The organism is Saltatorellus ferox (assembly GCA_007751475.1).
In the GTDB taxonomy this organism is placed as follows: Bacteria; Planctomycetota; UBA1135; order UBA1135.
On the sequence record CP036434.1, the window covers coordinates 7072874 to 7096915 of the forward strand.

At 67.4% G+C, this 24042-nt stretch carries 20 protein-coding genes and 1 pseudogene; 11 read left to right on the top strand and 10 right to left on the bottom strand.

Going from position 1 to position 24042, the window contains the following annotated elements:
- Window positions 1-205: 205 nt before the first annotated feature.
- Entirely contained in the window at window positions 206-571 is a 366-nt protein-coding gene (locus Poly30_RS28945) for a DUF2203 family protein (protein ID WP_419190676.1), read from the top strand.
- 132 nt (window positions 572-703) lie between these two features.
- Here Poly30_RS28945 and Poly30_RS25630 read toward each other — a convergent pair whose 3' ends face one another.
- A complete protein-coding gene (locus Poly30_RS25630) occupies window positions 704-2005 on the bottom strand; it encodes a PLC family EF-hand domain-containing protein (protein ID WP_145204490.1) in 1302 nt (433 codons plus the stop codon).
- Between the two features lie 238 nt (window positions 2006-2243).
- Here Poly30_RS25630 and Poly30_RS25635 point away from each other — a divergent pair, with 238 nt between their 5' ends.
- The 7 genes from Poly30_RS25635 to Poly30_RS25665 all read left to right on the top strand — a co-directional run bounded on the left by Poly30_RS25635 (window position 2244) and on the right by Poly30_RS25665 (window position 10127).
- Window positions 2244-3227 (top strand): transketolase family protein, encoded by a 984-nt coding sequence (locus tag Poly30_RS25635; RefSeq protein ID WP_145204493.1) that lies wholly within the window; start codon window positions 2244-2246, stop codon window positions 3225-3227.
- Window positions 3228-3230: 3 nt separating this feature from the next.
- Window positions 3231-4097, top strand: coding sequence for a transketolase (locus Poly30_RS25640; RefSeq protein ID WP_145204496.1), 867 nt, complete (start codon window positions 3231-3233; stop codon window positions 4095-4097).
- Window positions 4097-5443 (top strand): S41 family peptidase, encoded by a 1347-nt coding sequence (locus Poly30_RS25645; RefSeq protein WP_145204499.1) that lies wholly within the window; start codon window positions 4097-4099, stop codon window positions 5441-5443. Before Poly30_RS25640 ends, Poly30_RS25645 begins: the two co-directional genes overlap by 1 nt.
- A complete protein-coding gene (tsaD, locus tag Poly30_RS25650) occupies window positions 5440-6513 on the top strand; it encodes a tRNA (adenosine(37)-N6)-threonylcarbamoyltransferase complex transferase subunit TsaD (protein WP_145204502.1) in 1074 nt (357 codons plus the stop codon). The genes Poly30_RS25645 and tsaD overlap by 4 nt, the downstream gene beginning before the upstream one ends.
- A 53-nt stretch (window positions 6514-6566) precedes the next feature.
- Window positions 6567-7364: a nickel pincer cofactor biosynthesis protein LarB gene (gene larB, locus Poly30_RS25655; RefSeq protein WP_145204505.1), complete on the top strand. Its 798-nt coding sequence runs from the start codon at window positions 6567-6569 to the stop codon at window positions 7362-7364.
- A gap of 35 nt (window positions 7365-7399) precedes the next feature.
- Window positions 7400-8548, top strand: coding sequence for a glutamine-hydrolyzing carbamoyl-phosphate synthase small subunit (carA, locus tag Poly30_RS25660; protein ID WP_419190678.1), 1149 nt, complete (start codon window positions 7400-7402; stop codon window positions 8546-8548).
- Window positions 8549-8621: 73 nt separating this feature from the next.
- The gene (locus tag Poly30_RS25665) at window positions 8622-10127 is read left to right on the top strand and encodes a sulfatase family protein (RefSeq protein WP_145204511.1); all 1506 of its coding nucleotides are present in this window, start codon (window positions 8622-8624) and stop codon (window positions 10125-10127) included.
- Between the two features lie 24 nt (window positions 10128-10151).
- On the opposite strand, the gene Poly30_RS25670 is transcribed toward Poly30_RS25665, so the two are convergent.
- A complete protein-coding gene (locus Poly30_RS25670) occupies window positions 10152-10730 on the bottom strand; it encodes a hypothetical protein (RefSeq protein ID WP_145204514.1) in 579 nt (192 codons plus the stop codon).
- Window positions 10731-10925: 195 nt separating this feature from the next.
- Between Poly30_RS25670 and Poly30_RS25675 the strand changes: the two genes are divergently transcribed.
- Window positions 10926-12581 carry a protein adenylyltransferase SelO gene (locus tag Poly30_RS25675; RefSeq protein ID WP_145204516.1) on the top strand — a complete coding sequence of 552 codons (1656 nt, stop codon included), beginning with the start codon at window positions 10926-10928 and terminating at the stop codon, window positions 12579-12581.
- 22 nt (window positions 12582-12603) lie between these two features.
- On the opposite strand, the gene Poly30_RS25680 is transcribed toward Poly30_RS25675, so the two are convergent.
- The 3 genes and pseudogenes from Poly30_RS25680 to Poly30_RS25690 form a co-directional block, all read right to left on the bottom strand.
- Window positions 12604-14547, bottom strand: a complete 1944-nt coding sequence (locus Poly30_RS25680) for a YfbK domain-containing protein (RefSeq protein WP_145204518.1) — start codon at window positions 14545-14547, stop codon at window positions 12604-12606.
- 8 nt (window positions 14548-14555) lie between these two features.
- A complete protein-coding gene (locus Poly30_RS25685) occupies window positions 14556-14975 on the bottom strand; it encodes an RNA polymerase sigma factor (RefSeq protein ID WP_145204520.1) in 420 nt (139 codons plus the stop codon).
- Window positions 14894-15172, bottom strand: a pseudogene (locus Poly30_RS25690) (RNA polymerase sigma factor); the annotation flags it as partial. The pseudogene Poly30_RS25690 and the gene Poly30_RS25685, both read right to left, overlap by 82 nt.
- Window positions 15173-15548: 376 nt before the next feature.
- Between Poly30_RS25690 and Poly30_RS25695 the strand changes: the two are divergent.
- Window positions 15549-16562 carry a GGDEF domain-containing protein gene (locus Poly30_RS25695; protein ID WP_419190679.1) on the top strand — a complete coding sequence of 338 codons (1014 nt, stop codon included), beginning with the start codon at window positions 15549-15551 and terminating at the stop codon, window positions 16560-16562.
- Window positions 16563-16802: 240 nt separating this feature from the next.
- On the opposite strand, the gene Poly30_RS25700 is transcribed toward Poly30_RS25695, so the two are convergent.
- On the bottom strand, window positions 16803-17294 hold the full coding sequence (locus Poly30_RS25700; RefSeq protein ID WP_145204524.1) for a methyltransferase family protein: 492 nt from the start codon (window positions 17292-17294) through the stop codon (window positions 16803-16805).
- A gap of 293 nt (window positions 17295-17587) precedes the next feature.
- Between Poly30_RS25700 and Poly30_RS25705 the strand changes: the two genes are divergently transcribed.
- Window positions 17588-17917, top strand: a complete 330-nt coding sequence (locus tag Poly30_RS25705) for a Dabb family protein (protein ID WP_145204527.1) — start codon at window positions 17588-17590, stop codon at window positions 17915-17917.
- A gap of 48 nt (window positions 17918-17965) precedes the next feature.
- Here the strand turns inward: Poly30_RS25705 and Poly30_RS25710 are convergent, their stop codons facing one another.
- The 4 genes from Poly30_RS25710 to priA form a co-directional block, all read right to left on the bottom strand.
- Complete coding sequence (locus tag Poly30_RS25710; protein ID WP_145204530.1) at window positions 17966-19504, bottom strand: carboxypeptidase-like regulatory domain-containing protein; 1539 nt, start codon at window positions 19502-19504, stop codon at window positions 17966-17968.
- A gap of 92 nt (window positions 19505-19596) precedes the next feature.
- Window positions 19597-20556, bottom strand: coding sequence for a hypothetical protein (locus tag Poly30_RS25715; protein ID WP_145204533.1), 960 nt, complete (start codon window positions 20554-20556; stop codon window positions 19597-19599).
- Window positions 20557-20683: 127 nt separating this feature from the next.
- A complete protein-coding gene (locus Poly30_RS25720) occupies window positions 20684-21568 on the bottom strand; it encodes a PPK2 family polyphosphate kinase (protein WP_145204538.1) in 885 nt (294 codons plus the stop codon).
- A 16-nt stretch (window positions 21569-21584) separates the two neighbouring features.
- Window positions 21585-24008: a replication restart helicase PriA gene (gene priA / locus Poly30_RS25725; protein WP_145204541.1), complete on the bottom strand. Its 2424-nt coding sequence runs from the start codon at window positions 24006-24008 to the stop codon at window positions 21585-21587.
- Between the last annotated feature and the right edge of the window lie 34 nt (window positions 24009-24042).

Here is a 24042-nt window from a genome sequence, read left to right on the forward strand (position 1 = left end):
CCTCTTGGTGCCGAGAACGAGGTGCGTCTCGGTTCAAGTCTTCGCGCGGCGATTTTCTTTACACCGCGCGGACAGACCCACATCCCCGTCAGCCGATGTGGCTTGGAGCGGCGGACCTGAGCGTTCGCGACTTTCGTCAGGTTTCGACCCTTCGGAAAGTCGTGAGCTTCGGCTTATGAGGGTGTCCGTCCAAAGGAGACCCAACATGAATCAATCATACGATAAGGATCACGCCTCCAAGCTCGTTCCCCTGCTGGAGATGATCTTCGCAGAGGTCGCCGATCGTCGCCGCGCCATCCGCTCTCTCGAGCGGGAGCTGAAGGCCGAGAAGCAGAACGCTGGCCCATCGGGCCGGAAGATCGGGCAGCTGACGGCGGCTCTGGCGAACCACAAGCGCGAGCTTCGCCTGGCTTCGAAGGAGTTCGAGCGACTTGGCTGCGTCGTGGATGAGCACAACCCGAACCGGGTCATCATCCCGGGTGAAGGCGGCGGGCACGAGCGCGGCTTCCACTGGGAGCCCGGCGCTTCCGAGATCAAGGACAACGCTCCGCTCGACAGCACCGTGTTCTAAGACACCACTGACGGATCAGGACTCGAGCGATTGCTGGCCGAAACAGCCAGCGCTCCTGTCCGGTACACAAAAATGGGCCGCGCTCACCAGAAAGGTGAGCGCGGCCCGTTCCTTGGAGCGAGATGCGGGGGCTCAGCGCCCCTTGCCTGGATCTGTCTTCGACCTGTCGGCACCACGGTCGGCGGGCTTGCTCGTAGCAGGCTTGACGGTCTCGGGCTTGGCGGTCTCGGGCTTGACCGTCTCAGGCTTGACCGTCTCGGGCTGGGCTCTGTCCGGCGCTGCACCGGCAGGCTTGCCAGCGGGTTGAGCCGCGGGCCTGCCAATAGGCTGGGCAGCGGGTGCGCCGGCGGGCGGCGTGGCGGCTGGCTTGCCTGCAGAAGGAGGCGTCTCGCCCTTTCGAGTGACCGATTGGACGGTGCGCTTGACCGACTTCACCTTGCCGTCAGGAATCCGCTCACCCTTCAATTCTCCCGGGTTCGGCGGCGCTCCCCCCGAGCCATTGGCCGCAGCCTCAGCCGCTGCTTTCTCACGGGCGGCACGGATACGCGCTTCGGCAGCCTGCTCGGCGGCCTTGATCCGGCCTGCTTTCGTCCGAGCCTCGGCCTGTGCTGCTGCCTCTTCGGCGGCCTTGATGCGTCCCGCCTTGGTGCGGGCCTCGGCCTGCTCGGCCGCCTTGATGCGTGCTTCGCGAATCCGCGTCTCATCGAGGTCCGCCTGCTTTCGACGGGCTTCTTCCACGCGCTTGGCGGTTTCCTCGGGCGTCGCCCCAGGATCCTTGACGACCTCAGCTACGGGAGCCTTGGCCTCCGGGATCACGTCCGGATCGACGGGGGTGGCGGCGTCGGAAGGGACGACCGATGGCGCCGGAGCGGACTGCACTCCCCTGACCGGCTGCTGCTTGGCGGGCTGCGCCTCTTTGGCGCCGGGAGTCACCGGAGCCCCCTGCGCGTTCTGATCCGCCTGGCCCTTCCGTGCGTCTTCCACACGCTTGGCCTCCTGTGCTTTCCGAGCGTCCTCGGCTTTCTTCGCCTCCTGCTCCAGCGCGCGACGGCGGGCCTGGATCCGCGCCACCTCGCTCACGAGATCCTGGGTGACGGGCTTGTTGGCCTTCACGAGGAGATCCTTGTAGAGGACCACGAACTCGTCCGCGTTCAGCGACTTCGTGCCATCGACGTCGTGCTCGTCGAAGAGAGCGCTCGGAATCCGCGCGTTCTGCGACTCCGCGACGGAGACGGAGCCGTCCTGATCCTTGTCCACCTTCTGGAAGGTGCTCTTGATGAGCGCGACCCCCTTCGGCTGCTCCTTCGCATCTCGCTTCTGCGGCGCGGGCGACGCCGAAAGCTGGGGCGTGAGGAGGGCAAGAAAGAGCCCCGCCGTCAGGAGCGGAGCGGGGGGCAGGACGGAAAGGACTCGGTTTGGAACGTTCAGCTTCATGGCAATCGACTCACATTTATAGCAGCAGGCTCCGAATTCAGCAGCGAACCGCGTGCCAGCGAGGAGCGTAGCCACGATACTGCTGGGGACCCCGAAGGGGGCCGAAGGCGGACCCTCGGCGCAGGCTGAGCCCGGCCCACTGTCCTCCATCGGGGACGGCGGCCACGGACTTTCGTGGTAAATCCGACAAGTTGACACGACACCCTTACAGACTCCTCTGACCCGCACCAGAGCCCCCATGAGCGCCCCTCCCCTTCTCGCGCCCCTCGCCACGGGCGAGCCCAAGAACGAAGCCACGCGCAACGCCTATGGCAACGCGCTGCTCGAGCTCGGGGAGGCGAACCCCGAGATCGTCGTCCTCGACGCCGATCTCTCGGGCTCGACCAAGACCAAGGCTTTCAGCAAGGCTTACCCGAAACGCTTTTTCAATATGGGCGTCGCCGAGGCGAACATGATCGGCGTCGCCGCCGGCCTCGCCTCCCAGGGGCTGACGGCCTTCGCGAGTTCCTTCGCGATGTTTGCTACCGGTAAGGCGTACGAGCAGATTCGCCAGAGCGTGTGCGTGCCGAACCTGAACGTCAAGGTCTGCGCGACGCACGCGGGCCTCACGGTCGGCGAGGACGGTAAGTCCCACCAGATGCTAGAGGACGTCACGCTCATGCGCGTGATCCCGAACATGAAGGTGATGGTGCCGGCCGACGCCGTCGAAGCGCGCCAATGCATTCACGCCGCGGCGAAGATCGAGGGTCCCGTGTACGTGCGGCTGTCGCGCGCCTCCACGCCGATCGTCTTCGCGGACAGCTACGAGTTCGTCTTCGGGAAGGCCGCGCTGCTGCGCGAGGGCACCGACCTCGCGATCATCGCCATGGGTGTCACCGTCGCCCCTGCGATGGAAGCCGCCGAGGCGCTCGCCCGGGAAGGAATCCAGGCGCGCGTCCTGAACATGTCGACGATCAAACCGCTCGACGTCGAGGCGATCACGCGCGCGGCAAGCGACTGCGGCGCGATCCTGACCGTCGAAGAACACCAGGAGAACGGCGGCCTCGGCGATGCGGTTGCGCAGGCGGTCGTGCTGAACCATCCGGTACCGATGAAAATGTGCGCGATGCACGACCAGTTCGGACAGAGCGGCACCGGCGACGAGCTGCTCGCCCACTACGGACTCCACGCCGCTGGCATCACGGCCAGCGCGAAAGAACTCATGAAGCGCAAGGGAGCCTGATCCATGGCACTCACTCAAGAACAACGCGAATCCGTTCAGGCCGCGGCGCTTCAAACGCGCATCGACACCATCCGCATGGTCCATGCCGCCGAGTGCGGTCACCCGGGCGGGCCGCTCGGCATGGCCGATTTCATGGCGACGCTATTCATGCGTCACCTCGACCTGACACCCGAAAATCGCCACGCCGCGAACCGCGATCGGTTCATCCTCGGCAACGGTCACACGTGCGCTGGCTACTACTCGCTGCTCTCGCAGAAAGGCCTCATCCCGCGTGAGATGCTGCTGACGTTCCGCAAGATGGGTTCGCTCCTCCAGGGCCACCCCCACCTGAACCACGACCTCGGCATCGACTTCTCGACGGGCAGCCTCGGCAACAGTCTGTCGGCGGCGCTGGGTATGGCGCTCGCGGCGAAGCACAACGGCTGGGACGCGCGCGTGTACAGCGCATCGTCCGACGGCGAGAGCCAGGAAGGCCAGATCTGGGAAGCCGCCACCGCGGCCGCCCACTACGGTGCCAGCAACCTCACCGTTCTCGTCGACTTCAACAACGTTCAGATCGACGGCTACATGCGCGACGTCATGAACGTTCGTGACCTGCGCGAGAAGTACGAGGCGTTCGGCTGGCACGCCGTCGACGTCGACGGACATGACGTCGATGCGATCGACGCGGCCCTCGTGGCGGCACGCGAGGAGACCGAGCGCCCCAGCGCCCTGATCTGCAAGACGCTGATCGGCAAGGGAGTGTCATTCATGGAGAACCAGCCTGGCTGGCACGGCGTGGCGCCGAACGACGAGCAGGCGACGACGGCGCTTCTCGAACTCGGGGTCAGCGCAGACGAGGTCATGGGAATGATCGCGGCCGACAAGTGATGGAAGCGCCGGAAACCCCGTCCGCCGAGCAAGAGCGATCGCGCGCCGTTTCCGCGGCGATCGCGCTGTTCTCGCTCGGCATGACGGCGGGCATGCTCCTGCTCCTGATCGGTTTCCGGCTGTTCCCGACGCCCGAGGATCCCGCCACGGCGGAGTTCCAGAGCATCCGCGACTTCACGGCGCTTCACTTCGTTCGCGACATCACACCCGAGGAGCTCACGACGCGCGCCCTGCACGGGATGCTCGACGAACTCGATCCCTATTCGCGCTACTACGATCGCGAGGTCTCCGAGCGTGTGCGCCGTGAGATCGACGGCGACTTCCGCGGCATTGGCGTCGTGTTCAAGCCGCCGACCGAAGACGCCGAGATCCTGTTCCCCGTCGAGGATTCACCCGCATGGAAGGCAGGCGTCCGCGTAGGTGACCGCATCTTGGAGGTCGAAGGGGAATCCGTGGCGGGGCTTTCCGGCTCGGAGCTGCGGCAGCGCCTCGATCCCAAGGGGCTGAACGAGATCAGGCTCCGCGTGATCGGTCGGGACGGCGAAGTTCGCAACCTCGCGATGGAGCCCGAAGTTCTCGTCGACCCCACGGTCCGGCACACGGAGATCCTGGAAGACGCGCCCGACGTGGGATACCTGACGGTTCGCGCGTTCAGCAACAACACGGCGACCGAGTTCGACGCCGCCGTCATGCTCCTGCGCGAACGCGGCGTGGCTGGCCTCGTGATCGATCTTCGATTCAACTACGGCGGTGTCCTCGACGCCGCCGTCCACATGGCAGGTCGCTTCCTCTCCCAGGGCGTGGTCGTCTCGTCGGAGGGCCGCCATCGCGAAAGCGTGCACCTCGCGGATGGCGTCGAGGCGCTGTTCGAGGGCATGAAGGTCTGCGTTCTCGTGGACGGCGACTCGGCCAGCGCGAGCGAGGTCCTCGCGGGCGCGCTCCAGGACCACCGCGCAGCCGTCGTCGTCGGGGAACCGACGTTCGGCAAGGGCATGCTGCAGACCACGCGGATGTTCCCCGAATACGGGAGCCGCGCCAAGGTGACCAGCGCCTACTTCTATTCGCCGAGCCACCGCAACTTCGAGCGAACCGCGGACCCCGACCGAGACTACGGCATCCTGCCCGACCTCCTCGTCTCGATCGACGAGCCCCAGCGGCGCGCGATCCACGGCTGGCTGGCTCGCTACGATCCGCCCGCCGAGCTGATCGGCGAACTCATCCGCTGGGAGTCCGAGTCCGGAGAGACCATCCTCCCGAGACCCCCCGAGGACCCCCAGCTCCAGGCAGCTCTCGCGCTCTTGCGCGGGGAAAATCCGCGCCCCCATCGACTCCAGGGCGACCAGTGAACCGTTCCTCCGCCGACAGCCAGACAGCACGACAGCTCGTGCTGGGCATCGAATCTTCCTGTGACGAAACCGCCGCCGCCGTGGTCGCGGACGGTCGAGATGTGCTCTCGAACGTCGTCTTCAGCCAGGCGGCCGAGCACGCGAAGTTCGGGGGCGTCGTTCCGGAAGTCGCGGGCCGGATCCACCTCGATTCCATCGCGCCAGCCATCCAGCAGGCACTGGACGGCGCGGGGATCGGACTGGCTGACCTGAGCGCCGTGGCGGTCACCGCCAGGCCAGGGCTGATCGGCTCCCTGCTCGTCGGACTCTCGGCGGCGAAGGCGATCTCGTGGACGCGCGGCCTGCCCCTCGTGGCCGTGGATCACATCGAGGCGCACGTGTACGCGGCGACCATGGAGAGCCAGGCCGACGTGCGCTTCCCCTGCATCGCCCTGGTGGTCTCGGGCGGGCATACGGCGCTCTACTCCGTGGGGTCGCCCCGGCGCATGGAGCGCATCGCGACGACGCTCGACGACGCCGCGGGGGAGGCCTTCGACAAGGTGGCCTGGATGCTCGGGCTCCCCTACCCTGGCGGGCCGGCGATCTCGAAGCTCGCGGAGTCCGGGAATCCGGAGGCGATCCGCTTCCCGCGCTACACGCCGAAGACGCCACCGGGCGGCAGCGGTGGGCCGAGGCCCATCGGGTTCTCCTTCAGCGGTCTGAAAACCGCGGTGCTGTACCACATCCGGGGCGGGGATGCCCTGAACCCCACACCTGCTCCCGAGGCCATCGAGGACCGGGCCGATATCGCCGCCTCCTTCGAGGAGGCGGTGGCCGATACGCTCGTCACCCAGACCCTGCGCGCCGCCGAGCAGGCAGGGATCGACCAGGTTCTCGTGGCTGGAGGTGTGGCCTGCAACCGGCGCCTGCGGGCGCTGATGGCCTCCAGGGCCGAGAAGAAGGGCATCCGATCGTTCTTCCCGTCGCCCGCTTACTGCACCGACAACGCGGTGATGATCGCAGGGCTCGGGTGGCAGCATTTCCACGCGGGCGATGTGGCCGACCTGCACCTGGACGCCGCCCCCAGGTAGATGCCATCTGGGGCACTCCTTATCCTCGAAGTCGGGTATCCTCTCCGCCCAGCATGGACGAGGCTACCCTGATTCGACTGCTGGAAGCCGTGGGCAACGGCAGCCTGGACCCCCGTCAGGGGGCCGACGCCGTGAGGAACCTCGCGGGCACCGCCCATTCTGGCCAGGTCGACCTGGGGCACAGCATCCTCGACACCGATCGTGAGCGTCGCTGCGGCCATCCCGAGATCGTGTTCGGCGCCGGCAAGACGCCCGAGGAGATCGTCGACGTGATGCGAGCGCTTCACGCCGAACACGGCCGTGCCCTGGCGACTCGCATCGAGCCCGCGGCGGAGGCCGCGCTTCGCGCTGCCTTCGGGGACGACGTCAAGATCGACGACCGCGCGCGGACCGCGAGCGTCGGCGACCCTGTCGAAGCCACGGGATTTGTTGCCGTCATCAGCGCAGGTACGAGCGACGGACGCGTCGCGCGCGAGGCCACGATCACCGCGCGCTTCCTCGGTGCCCGCGTCGAGGAATTTGCCGACGTCGGCGTGGCCGGCATCCACCGCGTACTGCACGCGGCGCCGCGCTTCCGCGAGGCCAACGCCATCGTCGTCGCCGCCGGCATGGAAGGCGCGCTCCCCAGCGTCGTCGGCGGGCTCGTCGATCGCCCCGTCATCGCGGTCCCTACCTCGGTGGGCTACGGCGCCAGCTTCGGCGGTCTCTCTGCACTCCTCGGCATGCTCAACTCCTGCGCGTCCGGCGTCACCGTCGTCAATATCGACAATGGCTTCGGCGCAGGCTTTGCCGCCGCCCAGATCAACCGCCGCATCGTCCACGCACAGGCCGCTGCACGATCGACCTCCTGAATCCCTGAACCATGACTTCCGACTCCACTCCTCGTTTGACGTCCAGCCCACACGATGCGCCAGCCTGGCTCGCGCTGGAGAACGGACTCGTCGTCCAAGGGCGCTCCATCGGAGCCGACGGTGAAGCCAGCGGCGACCTCGTCTTCAACACCGCGATGACCGGGTACCAGGAGATCCTGACCGACCCGTCGTACGCCGGGCAGGGCGTCGTGCTGACCTATCCGCTCATCGGCAACTACGGCATCGCGGACGAGGACATGGAGTCCGGACGCGCGTGGGCCGAGGCGCTCGTCATCAAGGAGCTGTCGTCGATCTCCTCGAACCACCGCGCCACGGAGACCCTGGACGCCTGGCTCAGGCGGCGCGGCGTCGTCGCGATCGAGGGAGTCGACACGCGCCGGATCACCAAGGCGATCCGTGAAGAAGGCTCGCTGAGGTTCGTGATCTCCACCACCGACTCCGACCCCGCGTCGCTGGTCGCGAAGGCCAAGGCCGCGGTGAGCACGGACGGCCGCGACCTCGCTTCCGAGGTGACCTGCGCCGAGTCGTACTCCTGGACCAGCCAGTTCGAATCGTCCTTCCCGTCCACGACGGAGCGCTGGCAGGGCGAGCGGCTCAAGTGCGTCGCTTACGACTTCGGGGCCAAGCGGAACATCCTGCGCAGCCTCGTGCACACGGGGTTCGACGTGACCGTCGTTCCCGCGAAGACCTCCGCCGCCGAGGTGCTCGCCATGAATCCCGACGGAGTCTTCCTGTCGAACGGCCCGGGCGATCCCTCCGCGTGCACCTACGCCGTCGAGGCCGCGCGGGAGCTCGTCGGCAAGACGCCGGTCTTCGGCATCTGCCTCGGCCACCAGATCCTGAGCCTCGCGCTCGGCGCCAAGACGAAGAAGATGGCGTTCGGTCATCACGGGGCCAACCATCCAGTCCGCGACGAGACGACGGGAAGGATCGAGATCACCTCGCAGAACCACAGCTACGTGGTCGACGAGTCCACGATGCCCGCGGAGATGGTGGCCACCCACTGGAACCTGAACGACATGAGCCTCGCCGGCATGAAGCACCGCGACCACCCGGTCTTCAGCGTCCAGTACCACCCGGAAGCGGCTCCTGGCCCCGGCGACTCGGCGCACCTCTTCACGCGGTTCCGCGAGATGATCCTGGCCCAAGTAGAGGCCCAGTAGAGGGTCGGGAGAAGCCCAGTAGAGAGCGAGGACCTCGGTTGCGCAAAGGAGCGACGCTCGTCAAGCTGATGACGTGCGTCGCTCCTCTCATTCACGACTGGCCTCAGGTGTCGCCATCCTGGGCAGCCTCTTTTCCGCCTGCGGCGGACTGGAATCCGGGGAAGCGGCGGGCGGATCACAGCCTCGAGCGAAGCCGGTCAACGTCATCTTCGTCGTCTGCGATACGCTTCGCGCGGACCGGATGTCCCTCTACGGACACTTCCGCGAGACCACGCCCCACCTCGACGAGCTGGCGAGGACCGGCACCGTGATCGAGCACGCATCGGCCATGTCGTCGTGGACGCTCGCCAGCATGAGCATGCTGATCACGGGCGAGATCAAGGCGCGCGCCGACGTCGCCGTCCTCACGACCCACAAGCACGTGGCCGAGGGCTTCTCCGAGGCAGGTTTCCATACGGGTGCGATCGTCGCGAACCCGGTGCTCGACAAGAAGCTGCACTACCACCGCGGGTTCGATCACTTCGACGTCCAGCTCACGAGCTACATCGAAGAGCCGGCTTCACCGGTCATCGGCAGGGGTATCGATTGGATCGACAGCGTTCTGAGCGATGGACGCCCGTTCTTCCTGTGGCTGCATCCAGTCGATCCGCACTACCCTTTCGACCCCGACGGCGGCGCACGGTTTCCGGAGGCTCCCGAGGAAGGCGCAAGACTCGGTGCCGCGAGCTCTCTTCGCTGGGGACGCGAGACATTTCCGAGCCCGATGGCTCCGATTCCCGAGCCTACCGCACTCGACGGGGAAGCCTGGGCGCGAATCTCTGCCTCGCGGAACCTCTACGACTCCGAAATTCTCCAGTTCGACGCGGCGATGGGCGAGTTGATCGCCGCTCTGAAAGAGCGGAAGCTCTTCGAGAACACCGTGATCGCCGTCACCTCGGACCATGGCGAAGGGCTCTGGGAGCGACTCGCGCTGCCGGATAGCCCGGACAAGGATCCGAACGTGTTCTTTCCGTCGCTGTACCGCAGGCACGGTCTGATGCTGCACGAAGAGCAAACGCGGGTTCCTCTGCTGTTCCATGGTCCCGGCGTTCCGGCCGGCGTGCGTCGCCCGCAGTGGGTGCAGCACGTCGACGTCGTGCCGACGCTCTATGCGCTCGCGAACGTGCCGCTCCCGAAGCCGCTCCCTGGCAAGGCGCTCTTCGAAGAAGAGGGCAGCGACCCCCGCGGTCCGCTGATCTCGGTCTGCTCGCGGTCCTTCAGCGTCACGGTGGACGAGCGCTGGCGAGCCCACTTTCCGCGCCAGCACCGCCTGAGGAAGATGGACATACCCGTCGAACTGTATGACCTGCAGGCAGATCCTGGCGAACGGGTGGTCGTCGACGACCCGGAACGCGTGGAAGCCATGGAGGAGATGCTGGAGGCGTGGCGTCACCGGTACTCGCCCAACGATCCGGACCAGCCGCTCGACCGCGAGATCTGGGCCAAGCTACAGGCCCTCGGCTACGGCGGCGAGATCGAGTTCGATACGCAGCTCAAGCCGAAGCCCCAACCGGCACCCAAGACCCAAACCGACAGGTAGTCCCCGAGAGGACTCCGGATCCATTCAGCGCACGTACTCGAAGGTGCCTTCGACGCGGTGCTCGGTGAATGCCTTGTCCATGAACTGGCCCTCGATTCGCCCGGTCACGCGCTCGAGCCGATAGCGCTTCTGCTCTTCCTTCCCTTTCACGGTCTCGATCGTCAGTGTGCCCGAGACCGGGCGAAGGTGCTGGAACGGCTCGGACTCCGGGAGGAAGAACTCCATGAAGCCCTTACGCTCCTCCGAGCGAGTCACGTTGTTCTGATTTCCCACGAGCTCGTAGGCACCCGGCTCGACGCCGTTCGCGAGTACGTTGGCCTTGAGGTCGAAGTCCCCGAGGGACACGGACTTGTTCGCGGCGATCGCGGAGGCCAGCGGACCGCCGACCTGAATGTTGATCTCACGGCCCCCGAAATGGACCGCTGGGCCGAAGGGGTGGCCGCTCGCCTCCAGACGAGTCCCGTCGACCGTGATCGAAAGCCGATGCTCGGTGTCCATCCCTTCTTCGACCTGGGGCTCGGAGGCATCGGCTGATCCGTCGCCACCACTGCAGGCCGGGAGGAAAACGCAGAGCACGAGGAAACCGAGGGTGGTGAACTTCATCGAAAGGTCGCAGATCAGGGATTCTGAGGGTGCGGCCCGAAAGGGACCGGTCTCCTTGTCTGACTGCGAGCCCTCCCGCCGGCTTAAGCGCTCATCCGGAAGAACTTCCGATCCGCGGTGTCGTGCGCGAGCCGGAGGCCGAGTTCTGGCTCAATAAATGCTGCAGGGGCGGCCCCGGGACCTTATGGACAGGGCATGACCCAGGAGAAAACCAGCGAGCAGCGGACCGCGCAGAGCCAGGACGGCCAGGGAGCGACGACCGGCCGGGCGCTCCTCGACCTCGAGGTCGCGAGCCGATTCACGGCGGACCTCCCCGCCGATCCTGAGACCCGGAACTCGAGACGCGAGGTGAAGGGGGCACTCTTCAGCCGGGTGAGCCCGACGCCCACGGCGCGCCCCCGGCTCGTGGCGGCCTCGGCGGAGTGCGCGGAGCTGATCGGGCTGGATCCGGCCGAGTGCCAGACCGAGGACTTCGCCAGGGTCTTCAGCGGAAACGCTCTGGTGCCTGGCATGGACCCCTTCGCGATGACCTACGGCGGGCATCAGTTCGGCCACTGGGCGGGCCAGCTCGGTGACGGTCGCGCCATCAATCTCGGCGAGGTCTTCGGGTCCGACGGGCGAGGCTGGAACCTCCAGCTGAAGGGCGCGGGCCCGACGCCCTACTCCCGGACGGCAGACGGGCTCGCGGTGCTGCGTTCCTCGGTCCGCGAGTTCCTCTGTAGCGAGGCGATGCATCACCTCGGCGTCCCGACGACGCGCGCGCTTTCCCTCGTCGAAACCGGCGACCGCGTGATGCGCGATATGTTCTACGACGGGAATGCAAAGCTGGAGCCCGGCGCGGTCGTGTGCCGCGTGGCGCGCTCGTTCGTGCGCTTCGGGAGCTTCGAGCTCCCCGCGTCCCGAGGCGACGTCGGCCTGATCAAGAGCCTCGCGGACCACGTCATCCGCACCTGCTATCCGGAGCTTCTCGGCACGACCGGGGAAGGCGGCGAGATCGCTCCCGACGTCTACCTCAGCTGGTTCCGCGAGATCTGCACGCGCACGGCCACCATGGTCGCCCACTGGACCCGCGTCGGTTTCGTGCACGGCGTGATGAACACGGACAACATGTCGATCCTCGGTGAGACGATCGACTATGGACCGTACGGCTGGCTGGAGGACTACGATCCGAACTGGACGCCGAACACGACGGACGCGGGTGGTCGACGGTATCGCTTCGGCCATCAGTCCTCGGTCGCGCACTGGAACCTGACTCGGCTCGCGAGTGCGCTCGTGCCCCTGATGGACGGCGAGATCGAGGGACTCCAGGAGGCGGTCGACGCCTACCCGAAGGCCTACGCCGACGAGTGGGGTCGCCAGCTCGGCGAGAAGCTCGGGCTGGTGCGTTTCGACGAGGGCGAAGACGCCGGGCTGGCGGCGGAACTCTTCCGCGTGCTGGAGCTGGCCGAAACGGACATGACGATCTTCTTCCGGGCGCTCGGTGACGTCACCGAGAGCGCGGAGCCGCTCCACGCGGCGTACTACCAGCCGGAGAAGGTCAGCGCAGAGGCGCGCGGGGCACTCGACGCCTGGGTCGCGGCCTACCTGGAGCGCGTCGCGCGCGACGGGCGTTCCCGCGGGGCGCGGCGCGAGCAGATGAACGCCGCCAACCCCAAGTACGTACTGCGGAACTACCTCGCGCAGGTGGCGATCGATGAAGCCGAGAAGGGCAGCCCGGACGGCGTACGTGAACTCCTCGACGTGCTGCGGCGGCCCTACGACGAACAGCCGGGGCGGGAGCGCTTTGCCGAGAAGCGGCCCGAGTGGGCGCGGCACCGGCCGGGATGCTCGATGCTGTCCTGTAGCTCCTGAGAGGGTCCGGGTGCCGTGGCGATCAGCGGCCTTCGAGAGCCTCGGCGCGCTCGACGAGCTCCACGAAGGCGTTGCGCAAACCGCCCGGATCTCCGCCGAGGGACTCGAGAGCCCAGCGTCTGACGTCGGAGAGCGTCGCATCGCCCACGTGCTCGCTGCCCCGCAGGACCATGCCGAACGCGGCTGCGGAGGCACCGAATCGGAGAGCTTCCGGCCCCTCGTCGAACGTCGCGCCACCGTCACGCACGGGCGCCGTCAGGAGCCGGCTCGCTCCGCCCGACGGCGGCTGGTACCGCACTCGCACCTCGCCGATCGCTTCCGCCGAGGACAGGCTCGCTCCTGGCACGGGAACGATCTCGTAGAGCGCCGTGACGACGTGCCCGGCGCCGACTTCGCCTGCGTCGACGCGGTCGTCCTCGAAGTCCGCGTGCGCGAGCTGGCGATTCTCGTAGCCGATCTGGCGGAACGAATGCACGAGCGCGGGATCCCACTCGACCTGGATCTTCGTGTCCCTGGCGACCGTGACGAGCGTCCCACCGACCTCGGTGGCGAGGACCTTCCTCGCCTCCAGTTCGGAGTCGATGTACGCAAAGTTCCCGTTCCCGCGGTTGGAGAGCCCTTCCATCAGGTCGTCGCGGAAGCTGCCGCTACCGAAGCCCAGGACCGTGAGATCGATGCCGCTGGAGGCCTCTTCTGCGATCAACTCTGCGAGCGCAGGGACGGAACGAACTCCCACGTTGAAGTCGCCGTCGGTGCAGAGGATCACGCGGTTGATGCCGTCCTCCACGAAGTTCGAGCGAGCGATTCGGTACGCGAGCTGAATCCCCTTGCCGCCGTCGGTCGAGCCGCCGCTCCGGAGCGAATCGAGGGCCTGCAGGATCGCCTCACGCGCGGCCACGGGGGTCGACTCGAGCGCGAGGCCCTCGCGGCTGGCGTAGACCACGATCGCGATCCGGTCGTCGGGCGCCAGCGACTCGGTGAGGATTCCGAGCGCTCTCACGACGAGCGGCAGCTTGTCCGCCGAGGCCATCGATCCAGACACATCCACGAGGAAGACGAGGTTCGCGGGCCTGCGCTCCTGGAACTCGATGCGCCGGGCGGCGACGCCGATGCGGACGAGGCGGTGCTCGGGATTCCAGGGCGCCGCGGCGACCTGGGTCGTGAGGGCCAGCGGATGCTCAGTGCCGGGGGCCGGCGGCTCATCGCCGTAGGAGAAGTAGTTGATGAACTCCTCGACGCGGATCTCGTCGGGGCGCGGGAAGCGACCGCTCCGGATCCGGGAGCGCGTCAGCGCGTAGCTAGCCGTGTCGACGTCGATGGCGAACGTCGAGCGCGCGTCGTTCGCGGTGAGGATGAAGTCGCCCTCCGCGATGGCTGCGAAGCTCGGATCGAGGTCCTCGCTCGAACCGAGGTCCTCCGCGGACCCCAGGTACCCCATGGACTCCAGCGCGCTCGACGGAGAACGAACTTGGTCGCGGTTCTTGATGATCATCTCGTCGGAGTAACGAGGCCCGAGGAACCAGCGTCTTTCAGGTGCGCCGCCCGATGAACCGCCGATGTCGTAGGCCGTGCCTCCGTCGTAGGCTGGGCGCCTGTCCACCAGCATCCAGGCGCCGATGCAGGCGAGGCTGAGGACCACGGCCGCGAGCAGCGCAGGCCAGTGACTTTTTGTCCGGCCACGGGCTGCGGAGGCTGCCTCGAGGATCGAGCCCCGAGCCGCCTCGCTCAGCTCCCTTTCCCCGCCTCCCGACTCGGCCCCCGACTCGGCCTCCGACTCTAGCCCCAGGGTTCCCTGCAGCGTCGGAAGAAACGCCTCCAGCGCGCGCAGCTCGGCGCTCAACTCCTCGTCGCCGTTCGCGAGCGCCTCCTCGATGGCCGCCCGTTCCTCGGGCCCGAGCTCGCCCAGCAGGTACGCAAGCACCCTCGGATCCTGGCTCCGGCCCGCAGCTTCACCGTCGTGCTTCATGGAATCGCTCACGCTTCACCTCCACCAATGGACGAGGCCACCGCTCCGTCCTCGAGTGCCTTTCCGAGCCGCTCGCGCAGGGTCTTCACCGCCGCGTGCAGCCACCAACCCACCGTGCCCTCGGTGCTCCCCAGCACCGCGGCGATCTCCGCGTAGCTGAGGCCCGACTCGAACTTGAGCCGGAGCGCCTCGCGCTGATTTTCCGGGAGCTGGTCGACGGCGCTCGCCAGACGGAGTCTGCCCTCGGCCTGCTCCATGAGCTCGTCGGGGGCCGTCCCCCCGCCGGTGCAGCGACCTCCGCATGGGTCCCTGCTTCCTCTCCGTTCGTTTCCATCCGCGTCTCCTTGCGCAAGAAATCGATGCACACCCGGCGCGTCGTCGTGAACAGCCAGGCTCTCCCCAGCTCGTCGACGACCTCCTGCCGGCACAGCCGCAGGAAGGCCTCCTGGACGGCGTCCTGGCCGCGATCGCGGTCTCCATGCAGGAGGCGGGCCGCGTAGGCCACCAGTGGCCCTTCGTGCTCGTCGAGCAGGGCGATCACGGTGGCCTGCCTCCCGGCCGGGGATTCCGTGGGGACCTCGGCAGGGGAGGTAGATCCCGGGGTGAAGCGGCGAAAAAGCGACATGGCTGCCAGCACAACGCGCGGGCTCCGCTGGCCTTGGCGGATTCTTCTGATTACCTGTCCTATACGCTGCGTAAACGCATCGAACGCCTCCCTGGGCCAGCCCAGGAATATCCCCTAATTACTTACCTCAACCAGATGGTCGGAAGCCCGATCAGGGGCCCGCGAGACCATAAGTTCTCCAGGAGAAAGCATTTAGGCGCCGAGCTTTTTTCTCCACCAAACGCGGAATCTACCTAAAGGTGTCTCTGAATCGTGTCGACCCCTGTCACGGATGAGGGCTCGTGCGGCCTTCTCCGAGGGTAACCACATGCATCGCTCGCTAGGCTCCCGGTTGCGGGGCAAATACAGACTGGTCGACCCGGGGGAACTCCACCGGATGAGAGACTCTCGCGCCGAAGAACGCTTGAGGACGCTGAGGGAGGTCGTCGACGTCATGGACGAGCCCGCCTTCGTCCTGCGCTCCGACGGCGTCGTGATGGCCGCCAATGAATCGCTGGCGAGGCTCATCGACAAGGACATCGCCGAATTGTCGCGTGAACATCTGGACCTCGTCCTCGGTCTGAACGTGAACGACTCCTACCGGGTCATCGCAGCGCTCTTCCGCAAGGATTCCCACGGTCCGGTCCACTTGAATGCGGAGGAATCCCCCACCGGCGCCGTCCTCGAGCTCGACGCGAGCCCGATGACGCTTCGAAAGTACGATCGCGCGCAGTTTGCCTTCGTGCGCGTTCGTCCGGACGGAAACCTGGCCGACCGCCTCCGCGAGATGACCTCACGCCTCGCATCGAAGACCCTTTCCGCTGATGCGATCCAGGCGGATAGCCATGCTCTCGAACGCGACATCGCGGCACTCGAGCGGCTGGCCCACAAGGATCCGCTCACCGGCCTGGAGAACCGCGGCGCTTTCGACAAGCACCTGGCACGCGTCCTCGGACAGGCCCTGCGCGACGGCGACTCCGCCGCGCTCATCATTCTCGACGTCGACAACTTCAAGGTACTCAACGACACATGGGGTCACGATCGTGGCGACGAATGCCTGCGGCAGCTGGCCAAGGTGCTGTCCTCGGCGGCGCGCAGGCCGCTCGACCTCGTCGCGCGCGTGGGCGGAGAGGAGTTTGCGGTGATCCTCGCCGACTGCTCCCTTCACAACGCACTCGCTGCGGCCTCCAGGATCCGTCGGTCGATCCACGCGGCGGCCCTCGATCACCCGTACGGTCGTGTCACGGCCTCGATCGGCGTCGCCGCCACGACGCCAGCGGACCGAAAGGATACCACCGAGCTCTACCGTGCCGCCGACAGGGGCCTCTACGAAGCGAAGCGCAGCGGCAAGGACCGCGTCTGCGCTGGATTCCTGGAAGACGACAAGGGCGAGAGCCAGACCGCCGGCTGAGAGCCTGAGGCGGGCGACGAGACCTCTCATCCAGCTGGCTTGCTCATGGAGAACGTCGGGGGAAAGGGTGCGAACAGTCTCTCGGGTCATGGAGTGGGGCTGCAGGGCGTGCGTGAAAGGGTGGATTCACGGGGGGACTGTTCTCTCCCTGGCGGATCGATCTCGGATTTTTGCAGATTCTCCGCGCCCCCTCCCCCCCGACCAGGGCCTCCCAACAGGGCCCCCCATCAGGGCCTCCCATCAGAGCCAGCGCCGGGTCGCGTCGCAGTATCGATCGTAGGCCTCGCCGAACATCTGGCGAAGGAAGGCCTCCTCCGGCTCGATGGCGAGCTTCGTGAGAAGGCCAAGGAGTACGGGCGCCTGCAGGCCCATCCACGGGTTCGTGAAGGCCAGCATCAGCGCGATGGGGATCGTCACGTGGGCCACGTAGATCGGGTTGCGGGAGACGCGGTACGGGCCATCGGTCACCAATGCCTTCGCGCGGCGATTCGGAAGAACCGTCGTGCGGCGCCGATAGAAACGAAACGCAGCCCAGAGTTCGACGGAGAGCGCGGCACCGAGCAGCATGAACCCGATCCCCCGAGCGACCCCAGAACCCAAAGCGTCGGGCAGCGGTAGCGGCGAGTAGCGCTGCAGGCAGTACGCCAGCCCCGCGAGCGCGAGAAGCAGCAATGGCGGCCAGGGCACACGCGGCATCGATCGTTCCTGGGTTTCCATTCGGTTGGATGCCATGGGGGTTCGGCGCAACGCCGCGAGCGCGGAACCTGGCGACGCAGGCCGATGAATCGTTCAGGCGAGAGCCTACCAGGCACGGCGGATGGGGTGGGCCCGGGGGGTCCACCGCGACCAGCAGCTCTCCCGGTCCCCGTGCGCGACTGGATTCAAACTCACCCATGTGGTCGCGGTGCAGGGCTCCAACTGACGTCCCCGCCCGTTCTGGACGGCTGCCGGGGTGACTCACGTCGAATCGGCCCGGGCTCGATTCTGCTCACTGCGCCCGCGGCGAAGCGCGTAGTCTCCGCGGCATGGAATCCAAGAACCCAGGCAGCGCCCGCCTCGCGCACTCCGTTTTCTTCACGCTCACCGATGCCTCCGACTCGGCCTGCGAGGCCCTGATGGCCGCCGCGGGCAAGTTCCTCGATGGCCACGACGGCTGCGTCTCGTTCGCGGTCGGCCGCCGCGCCGAACAGTATGCGCGCGAGGTCAACGACGCCACGTTTCACGTCGCGCTGAACATGGTCTTCGACAGCGTCGCAGCCCACGATGCGTACCAGGTTGCGCCGCGCCATCTGGAGTTCATCGAGTCCCAGAAGGGAAACTGGTCCGAGGTCCGCGTCTTCGACTCGTTCGCCTGAGATCGGGAGACCGGGAGACACTGGGCCCCTGACCCAGCGCGGCTTCCTTCAGGGGAACATCCAGCTCCGATCGTCGACCTCGGGCAGGGCGGAGCCGGAGGTGGCCGGGAAGAGCGTGAACTCCTTGCGCGTGTCCGGGTGCCCCTGCAGCTCCACCGTGAACGCGCAGGACCCGCGCGTCGACTCACAGGACACCGTCAGCTCTCCCGAGCGACGATCGAACTGGACGAGCGGCCGGGTCTCCTGGCCCGGAAGGCCGTGGGCGAGCGTCACCTCGGCGTACGGCACCCCGACCACTCGCAGTCGGCCGTGCTTCAGTCGCACTCCACCGAGTTCCTCCGCACCCAGCACGATCCGGCCGCGCGCGACGAAACGGCGGCTACGTTCGAGCACCAGCGGTCCAACCACCACCGTTCCCCTGGACCGCTCGCCGAGCGGCACCTCCACGGGCGCGGGCACGAAGCGCGCGCGCCGCCCCTCACCATTCGCCGCTTCCTCGGCGCCGACCTGCACGCGGATCGGCACACCGCGCAGTCCCGGGATCCGGAAGCGACCCTCGCCGTCACTCCGTACCCGGAGCGCATGATCGCTCCAGTTGAAAGCGCGCTCGAACTCCAGCGCCACGCCATGGGTCTCATCGCCCGCGTAGTAAGCGAGCACGCTGACGTCCGCGAAGGGCTCGCCTCGCTCATCGACGACGCGACCCGAGATCGTGATCGGGCCGGGCCCGAGCCGCACTTCGACGCCTGAACAGGGCCCATGGCGCAGATCGAAGAGCTGCCTCGGCGGTCGCGGCAGGCTGGACAGCGCTTCCGCGTGGACCCCGGCATCGATCACGCTGATGCCATAGACCTCGGGAAGGAGCTTCTCGAACTCGAACGCGCCGTCCAGGGCGGTCACGACGTCGTGGGAGAGCCCCGACATGCCCGGGGCGATGCCCTGGGCTCTCACGGTGATCCCCCCGAGCCCCTCGCCCTCGGCGGAGCTGACCCAGCCCGAAAGACTGCGGATCCGGAACACGCGGAGCGTGACCTCCACCGACTCGCCGTCGGCCACCTGAACGAACGACGCCGCGATCCCGCTCGTATCGAGTGGCCCCAGGGGATGAGCGCCGCTGGCGACGTAGCCCTCCGGCACCGTGCTCGGATCGATCAGGACCCGGAAGCGACCTCCGCTCGGTGATTCGATCGTTGCGCCGAATTCGCCGCCACCGGCCATCGTCGTCGCCGGCACCTCGAGCCGCTCTCCGGTCAGAAGCGATCGGGCCTGAATCCGCAGACCCTGGAACATGGTCGAGTCGAGGGGCTCCTCGTCGCCCATGACGCGCACCTCGATCCGTGATGGCGTGGAAGTCGACGCATCCCCGACCATGGCCTCCACCTCCTCGGTGGGCGCCTGCCGACGCTGCGCTTCTGTTCCGCCCGCCACCGACACACCCGCCAGTCCAGGTGAACCACGCTCCGTGGCGCGTTCGACCGCAGGTCGAACGGCGGCCTGAAGCCCCCCGGAGAATCCCGACGAGTCGCGGAAAACGAAAAGAGCCGCACAGCTCACGATCAGGACGGCACACAGGAAGAGATAGCGCATCGGTCGTCGTTGCAGGAAGAAGAGAAGGTCAAGAACCAGGAGAGCGCCGCGCAACGAACGCGCAGCGCCACTCCCTCGGCCTCACGGCCGACCTATCGCCAGTGCCGGATCTCCTCCAGGATCGAAAGGATGTCGCCGAGCGTGAACGGCGGGTCGTCGAGGTCTTCGCCGTCCTCACCGCGCTTGCCCTTGCTTCCATCGTTGATGTAGGGGTCCTCGCCCGCGTCACCGCCGTCGCCGCCTTCGCCGGCCTTGTCTCCGTCGCCGCCGTTTCCGCCGTCGCCCCCATCGCCGCCCGACTTGTCGTTGGCATCACCACCGTCGCCGCCTTCACCACCGTCGCCGCCCTGGCCGCTCGTGGCATCACCGCCCGATCCACCGGAACCGCCGTCGCCCCCGTTCCCGTCGCTGGAAGATCCGCCGCCGCCGCCGTCACCGCCGTCGCCCCCGTTTCCGTTTCCGGCCGCGCTTCCGCCGTTGCCGCCGGATCCGCCCTCGCCGCCATCCGGTCCGCCACCGGGGTGCGGAGAGCCGTCACCGCCCGGACCGCCCATACCGCCGTCACCGCCGTTGCCATTTCCGGACGCGTTGCCGCCGTGACCTCCGTCACCGCCAGCACCCGGAGGATTGCCCGTACCACCGTAGCCGCCGGCACCGCCGTTCCCGCCGTTCGGGCTCGACGAGGTACCGTTGCCGCCGACGCCGCCATGGCCGCCGCCGCCGCTGCCGGATCCAGCACCACCGGGTCCCCCGTTGCCGCCAGGGCCGCCGGTTCCGCCCGTTCCGCCGGGGCTGTTGAAGCCGTAGCCTCCGCCGCCAGCCCCACCGTTGGGCGGGCATCCCGCCGGTGCCCCCGGCGTACCGGACGGCGTATCCCCAGGCCATCCGTCGTAGCCTCGGCCGTGGGCAGAGGTGCCCCCCGAGCCGAACGGGTAGCCCGCGGGGTAGTCACCGTAGCTGCCGTTGCCGTACTCGTATCCCTGCGCCTTCGCGCTCGAACCGAACGCGAGGAGTGCCAGGGAACAGGTCAGAATCAAAGTCGTCAATCGCATGTCGTGTCTCGTGTCGATGGCGCGGCACGACGCGCGACTTTGCGCGGCACACCGAGGCCTGTGAACACGAGAACGAACGGTTGCGATGGGGCCGAGTTGCGGCCCGGCAGCAAAAGCTGCGACGAACTCAGTCGCCGATCTCGGCCTTCAGCTCCTTCCGGTAGAGATCGTAGTCCGCCGCTTCCACCGGATCGGTGGATGGATAGTCCATGTCGAGCTTCTCGAAGGTCTGGCGCAGGATCTTCGCGACCTGCCAGCGCATGTAAGGCTTGTCGTCCGCCGGAATGCAGTACCACGGCGCTTCCGCGCGCGACGTCTCCTGCAGCGCTTTCTCGTACGCCTCCATGTACACGTCCCAGTGCTGCCGCTCACGCATGTCACCCGCCGCGAACTTCCAGTTCTTGGAGGGCTCCTCCAGCCGATCGAGGAAGCGCTGCGCCTGCTCCTTCTTCGAGACGTTCAGGAAGAACTTCAGCACGACGACACCGTTGCGCGCGAGGTGCGCCTCGTGCTCGCGCAGCGACTGGTAGCGACCCGCGAACCGCTCCTCGAACGACACGTCGTCCGGCAACCGCTGTCCATCCAGGATCTTCGGATGCACCTTCACGACGAGCACTTCCTCGTAGTAGCTCCGGTTGAAAACGCCGATCCGTCCGCGCTGGGGCAGCGCCTTCGATGTCCGCCACAGAAAGTCGTGGTCGATTTCGTTCGAAGATGGCCTCTTGAACGAATGCACCTGGAAGCCCGCCGGGTTGACGCCCGAGAACACCGCGCGGATCGTGCTGTCCTTGCCTGCCGCGTCCATCGCCTGGAAGACGCACAGCACCGCGTAGTGATCGTGGGCATACAGGACGCGCTGGAACTCCTCGAGGCGCTCGACCTCCTCGGCGAGCTTCTTCTTGCACTCCTTCTTCCCGGGATCGTCCTGGCTCTTCGTGGGAGCGTCGTCGATGCGGAAGGACCCGTCGAACGGCACGAGGTAGGGGCTCTTATCGGCGATGAATGAACTCATGCCACCTACGATATCCCTACATCATCGAGGCCGGGTCGACATCGATCGCCATTCTCGGTCGCTGCGTGTGGAGCTGGCTCAGGATCGCCCGCGCCCGCGACATCCCTTGCCCGGACAGCGGCGCCTTCAGCATCACGTGAACGCGATGTCGCCCTCGCTGGAGCGCCATCGGCGCGGGCGCCGGGCCCATCACCTGGACCTGGTGCGGCCCCAGCTCCTCGCGCAGGATCTTCGCCGCGTGACTCGAGGCCTCGAGCACGCGCTTCTCGTCCTCGTCCTCCCACACGACGCGCAGGAGCCGCGTGTAGGGCGGATAGCCGTGGCGCTCTCGCTCCGCGTCCTCGTGCAGCGCGAACGAATCGTAGTCGTGGGCCGCCGCGCACACGATCGAAGGCTCCTCGGTCGCCGTCGTCTGCACCACGATGTGCCCGGGTAGATCCGCCCGGCCCGCGCGACCCGCCACCTGGCTGACGAGCTGATACGTTCGCTCGGACGCGCGGAAGTCCGGCTGGTGCAGCGATGCGTCCGCCGACACGATCCCGACGAGCGTCACGCGCGGGAAGTCGAGGCCCTTCGCGATCATCTGCGTACCGACGAGCACGTCGAGTTCCCCGCGGCCGAATTGCCCCAGCGTCTCCTCGTAGTCCTCGCGCCGCATCATCGTGTCCGAGTCCATCCGCCCCACGCGCGCGTGCGGCGCGATGAGCCGGAGGATCTCCTCGACGCGCTGGGAACCGGCGCCGAGGAAGCGCAGCGCGGGCGCCGTACAGGACGGGCACGCCTTGGGCACCGGGATCTCCTTGCAGCACGAGTGACAGGCCATTCGCTCCAGCCGCTTGTGCCACGTCATGGCGACGTCGCACTCGTTGCACTTCAGCGTCTCGTGGCACTCCTGGCACCAGAGGATCGGCGCGAACCCGCGGCGGTTGATGAACAGGATCGACTGCTCGGAGCGCGCGATGGTCTCGCGCAGGAGAGTCTCGAGGCGACGCGAGAAGAGGCGTGGCTTCCCGCGCTCGTCGCGTTCGCCTCGCATGTCGACGATCTCCACCTTCGGAAGCGGGTTCCCGGAGGCCCGGGCGCGCAGGCGCAGCAGCACGTAGCGCTTCTGGTTGGCGTTGCGCCAGCTCTCCAGCGAGGGCGTCGCGCTGCCGAGCACGCAGACCGCGCCCACGTTCTTGGCGCGCACGACGGCGACGTCGCGGGCGTGATAGCGCGGCACGCTGCCCTGCTTGTACGAGGGTTCGTGCTCCTCGTCGACCACGATGACGCCGAGGTTCTTGACGGGCGCGAAGATCGCCGAGCGAGCACCGACGACCACGCGCGCCTCGCCGCTGCGCACGCGCTGCCACATGTCCAGGCGCTGCAGATCCGTCATCCCGCTGTGCAGCACGGCGACCGATCCGAAGCGATCGAGGAACCAGCCGACCGTTTGCGGCGTGAGCGCGATCTCCGGCACGAGCACGATCGCCCCTTTGCCGCGCGCCAGCGCTTCCTCGATCACCCGGAGGTAGACCTCGGTCTTGCCGGAGCCCGTGACGCCGTAGAGCAGCGCCGGGCAGAACTCATCGGCGTCGATCGCCTCGGTCAGGCGCGTGACCGCCGTCGCCTGGTCGTCCGTGAGAGCGGCGTGCCGCGGACGTGCTTCGCGATCGCCGCTGAGCAGGTCGTCCGGCGCCGCGATCACCTGGTCGATGACGATGAGCCCCCTTTTCACGAGCGACTGAACCGGCCCGAACGTGACGTTGAGCTTCTTGGTCAGGTCCTTCCGAAGAACCGGGCCGCGTGCGTCCAGGAGCGTCCGCAGCACGCGGTATTGCTTCTCCAGACTGGGTTTGCCCTCCAGCTCCTCTAGCCGCGACTCGTCCACGCCGGGCGCGGGGTAGAGCACCGCGACGGTCTTCCGCCCGCCCTCGCGCTTCATCGCGGCGGGTAGCACGGCGCTGAGCGCCTCGCCCCAGGCGCAGGCGTAGTAGTCCGCGATCCAGCGCGTCAACTCGAGGAGCTTCTCGTCGAGCACGGGCTCGTCGTCGAGCACGTCGTCGACGGCCTTGAGCCGCCCCTTCGGCACGTCGGTCTCGGTGGCGGTCGCCGTGACGACCGCGACCTCGCGCTTCCCGGAGAACGAAACCGCGACGCGCACACCGGGCACGACCCTGTCTGCGAAGGCGGCGGTCACCGCGTAGGTGTACTCGCGGCGCATCGGCCGGTTCAGCGCGACCTCCGCGTAGAGCACGGCCTCGATCGGCGGCTTCTTGGCTTTCTGCTGGCCCTTTTTCTGGGCCCCTTTCTGGGCCCCCTTATGGGCCCCCTTATTGGCCCCCTTATGGGCTCTGCGCGCGTCCGAAGCCGCCACGACATCGGCCGCCTCAGGCCCGAAAAGCCCCATCTCGGGCCGCGCCGCCCCGATACCGTTCGATCTACTCTTGCCTGTCCCCATGCCCTCACCCGATCGACCGATCGGGGACGGGCGA

Bases quoted from the DNA above. Each gene is read 5' to 3' on its own strand.
- Poly30_RS25705 (WP_145204527.1), top strand. From the start codon at position 17,588: ATGGAATCCAAGAACCCAGGCAGCGCCCGCCTCGCGCACTCCGTTTTC.
- Poly30_RS25630 (WP_145204490.1), bottom strand. From the start codon at position 2,005: ATGAAGCTGAACGTTCCAAACCGAGTCCTTTCCGTCCTGCCCCCCGCT.
- Poly30_RS25695 (WP_419190679.1), top strand. From the start codon at position 15,549: ATGAGAGACTCTCGCGCCGAAGAACGCTTGAGGACGCTGAGGGAGGTC.
- priA (WP_145204541.1), bottom strand. From the start codon at position 24,008: ATGGGGACAGGCAAGAGTAGATCGAACGGTATCGGGGCGGCGCGGCCC.
- Poly30_RS25720 (WP_145204538.1), bottom strand. From the start codon at position 21,568: ATGAGTTCATTCATCGCCGATAAGAGCCCCTACCTCGTGCCGTTCGAC.
- Poly30_RS25640 (WP_145204496.1), top strand. From the start codon at position 3,231: ATGGCACTCACTCAAGAACAACGCGAATCCGTTCAGGCCGCGGCGCTT.
- Poly30_RS25680 (WP_145204518.1), bottom strand. From the start codon at position 14,547: ATGAAGCACGACGGTGAAGCTGCGGGCCGGAGCCAGGATCCGAGGGTG.
- Poly30_RS25670 (WP_145204514.1), bottom strand. From the start codon at position 10,730: ATGAAGTTCACCACCCTCGGTTTCCTCGTGCTCTGCGTTTTCCTCCCG.
- Poly30_RS25635 (WP_145204493.1), top strand. From the start codon at position 2,244: ATGAGCGCCCCTCCCCTTCTCGCGCCCCTCGCCACGGGCGAGCCCAAG.
- Poly30_RS25675 (WP_145204516.1), top strand. From the start codon at position 10,926: ATGACCCAGGAGAAAACCAGCGAGCAGCGGACCGCGCAGAGCCAGGAC.
- Poly30_RS28945 (WP_419190676.1), top strand. From the start codon at position 206: ATGAATCAATCATACGATAAGGATCACGCCTCCAAGCTCGTTCCCCTG.
- Poly30_RS25700 (WP_145204524.1), bottom strand. From the start codon at position 17,294: ATGGCATCCAACCGAATGGAAACCCAGGAACGATCGATGCCGCGTGTG.
- Poly30_RS25645 (WP_145204499.1), top strand. From the start codon at position 4,097: ATGGAAGCGCCGGAAACCCCGTCCGCCGAGCAAGAGCGATCGCGCGCC.
- Poly30_RS25715 (WP_145204533.1), bottom strand. From the start codon at position 20,556: ATGCGATTGACGACTTTGATTCTGACCTGTTCCCTGGCACTCCTCGCG.
- Poly30_RS25710 (WP_145204530.1), bottom strand. From the start codon at position 19,504: ATGCGCTATCTCTTCCTGTGTGCCGTCCTGATCGTGAGCTGTGCGGCT.
- larB (WP_145204505.1), top strand. From the start codon at position 6,567: ATGGACGAGGCTACCCTGATTCGACTGCTGGAAGCCGTGGGCAACGGC.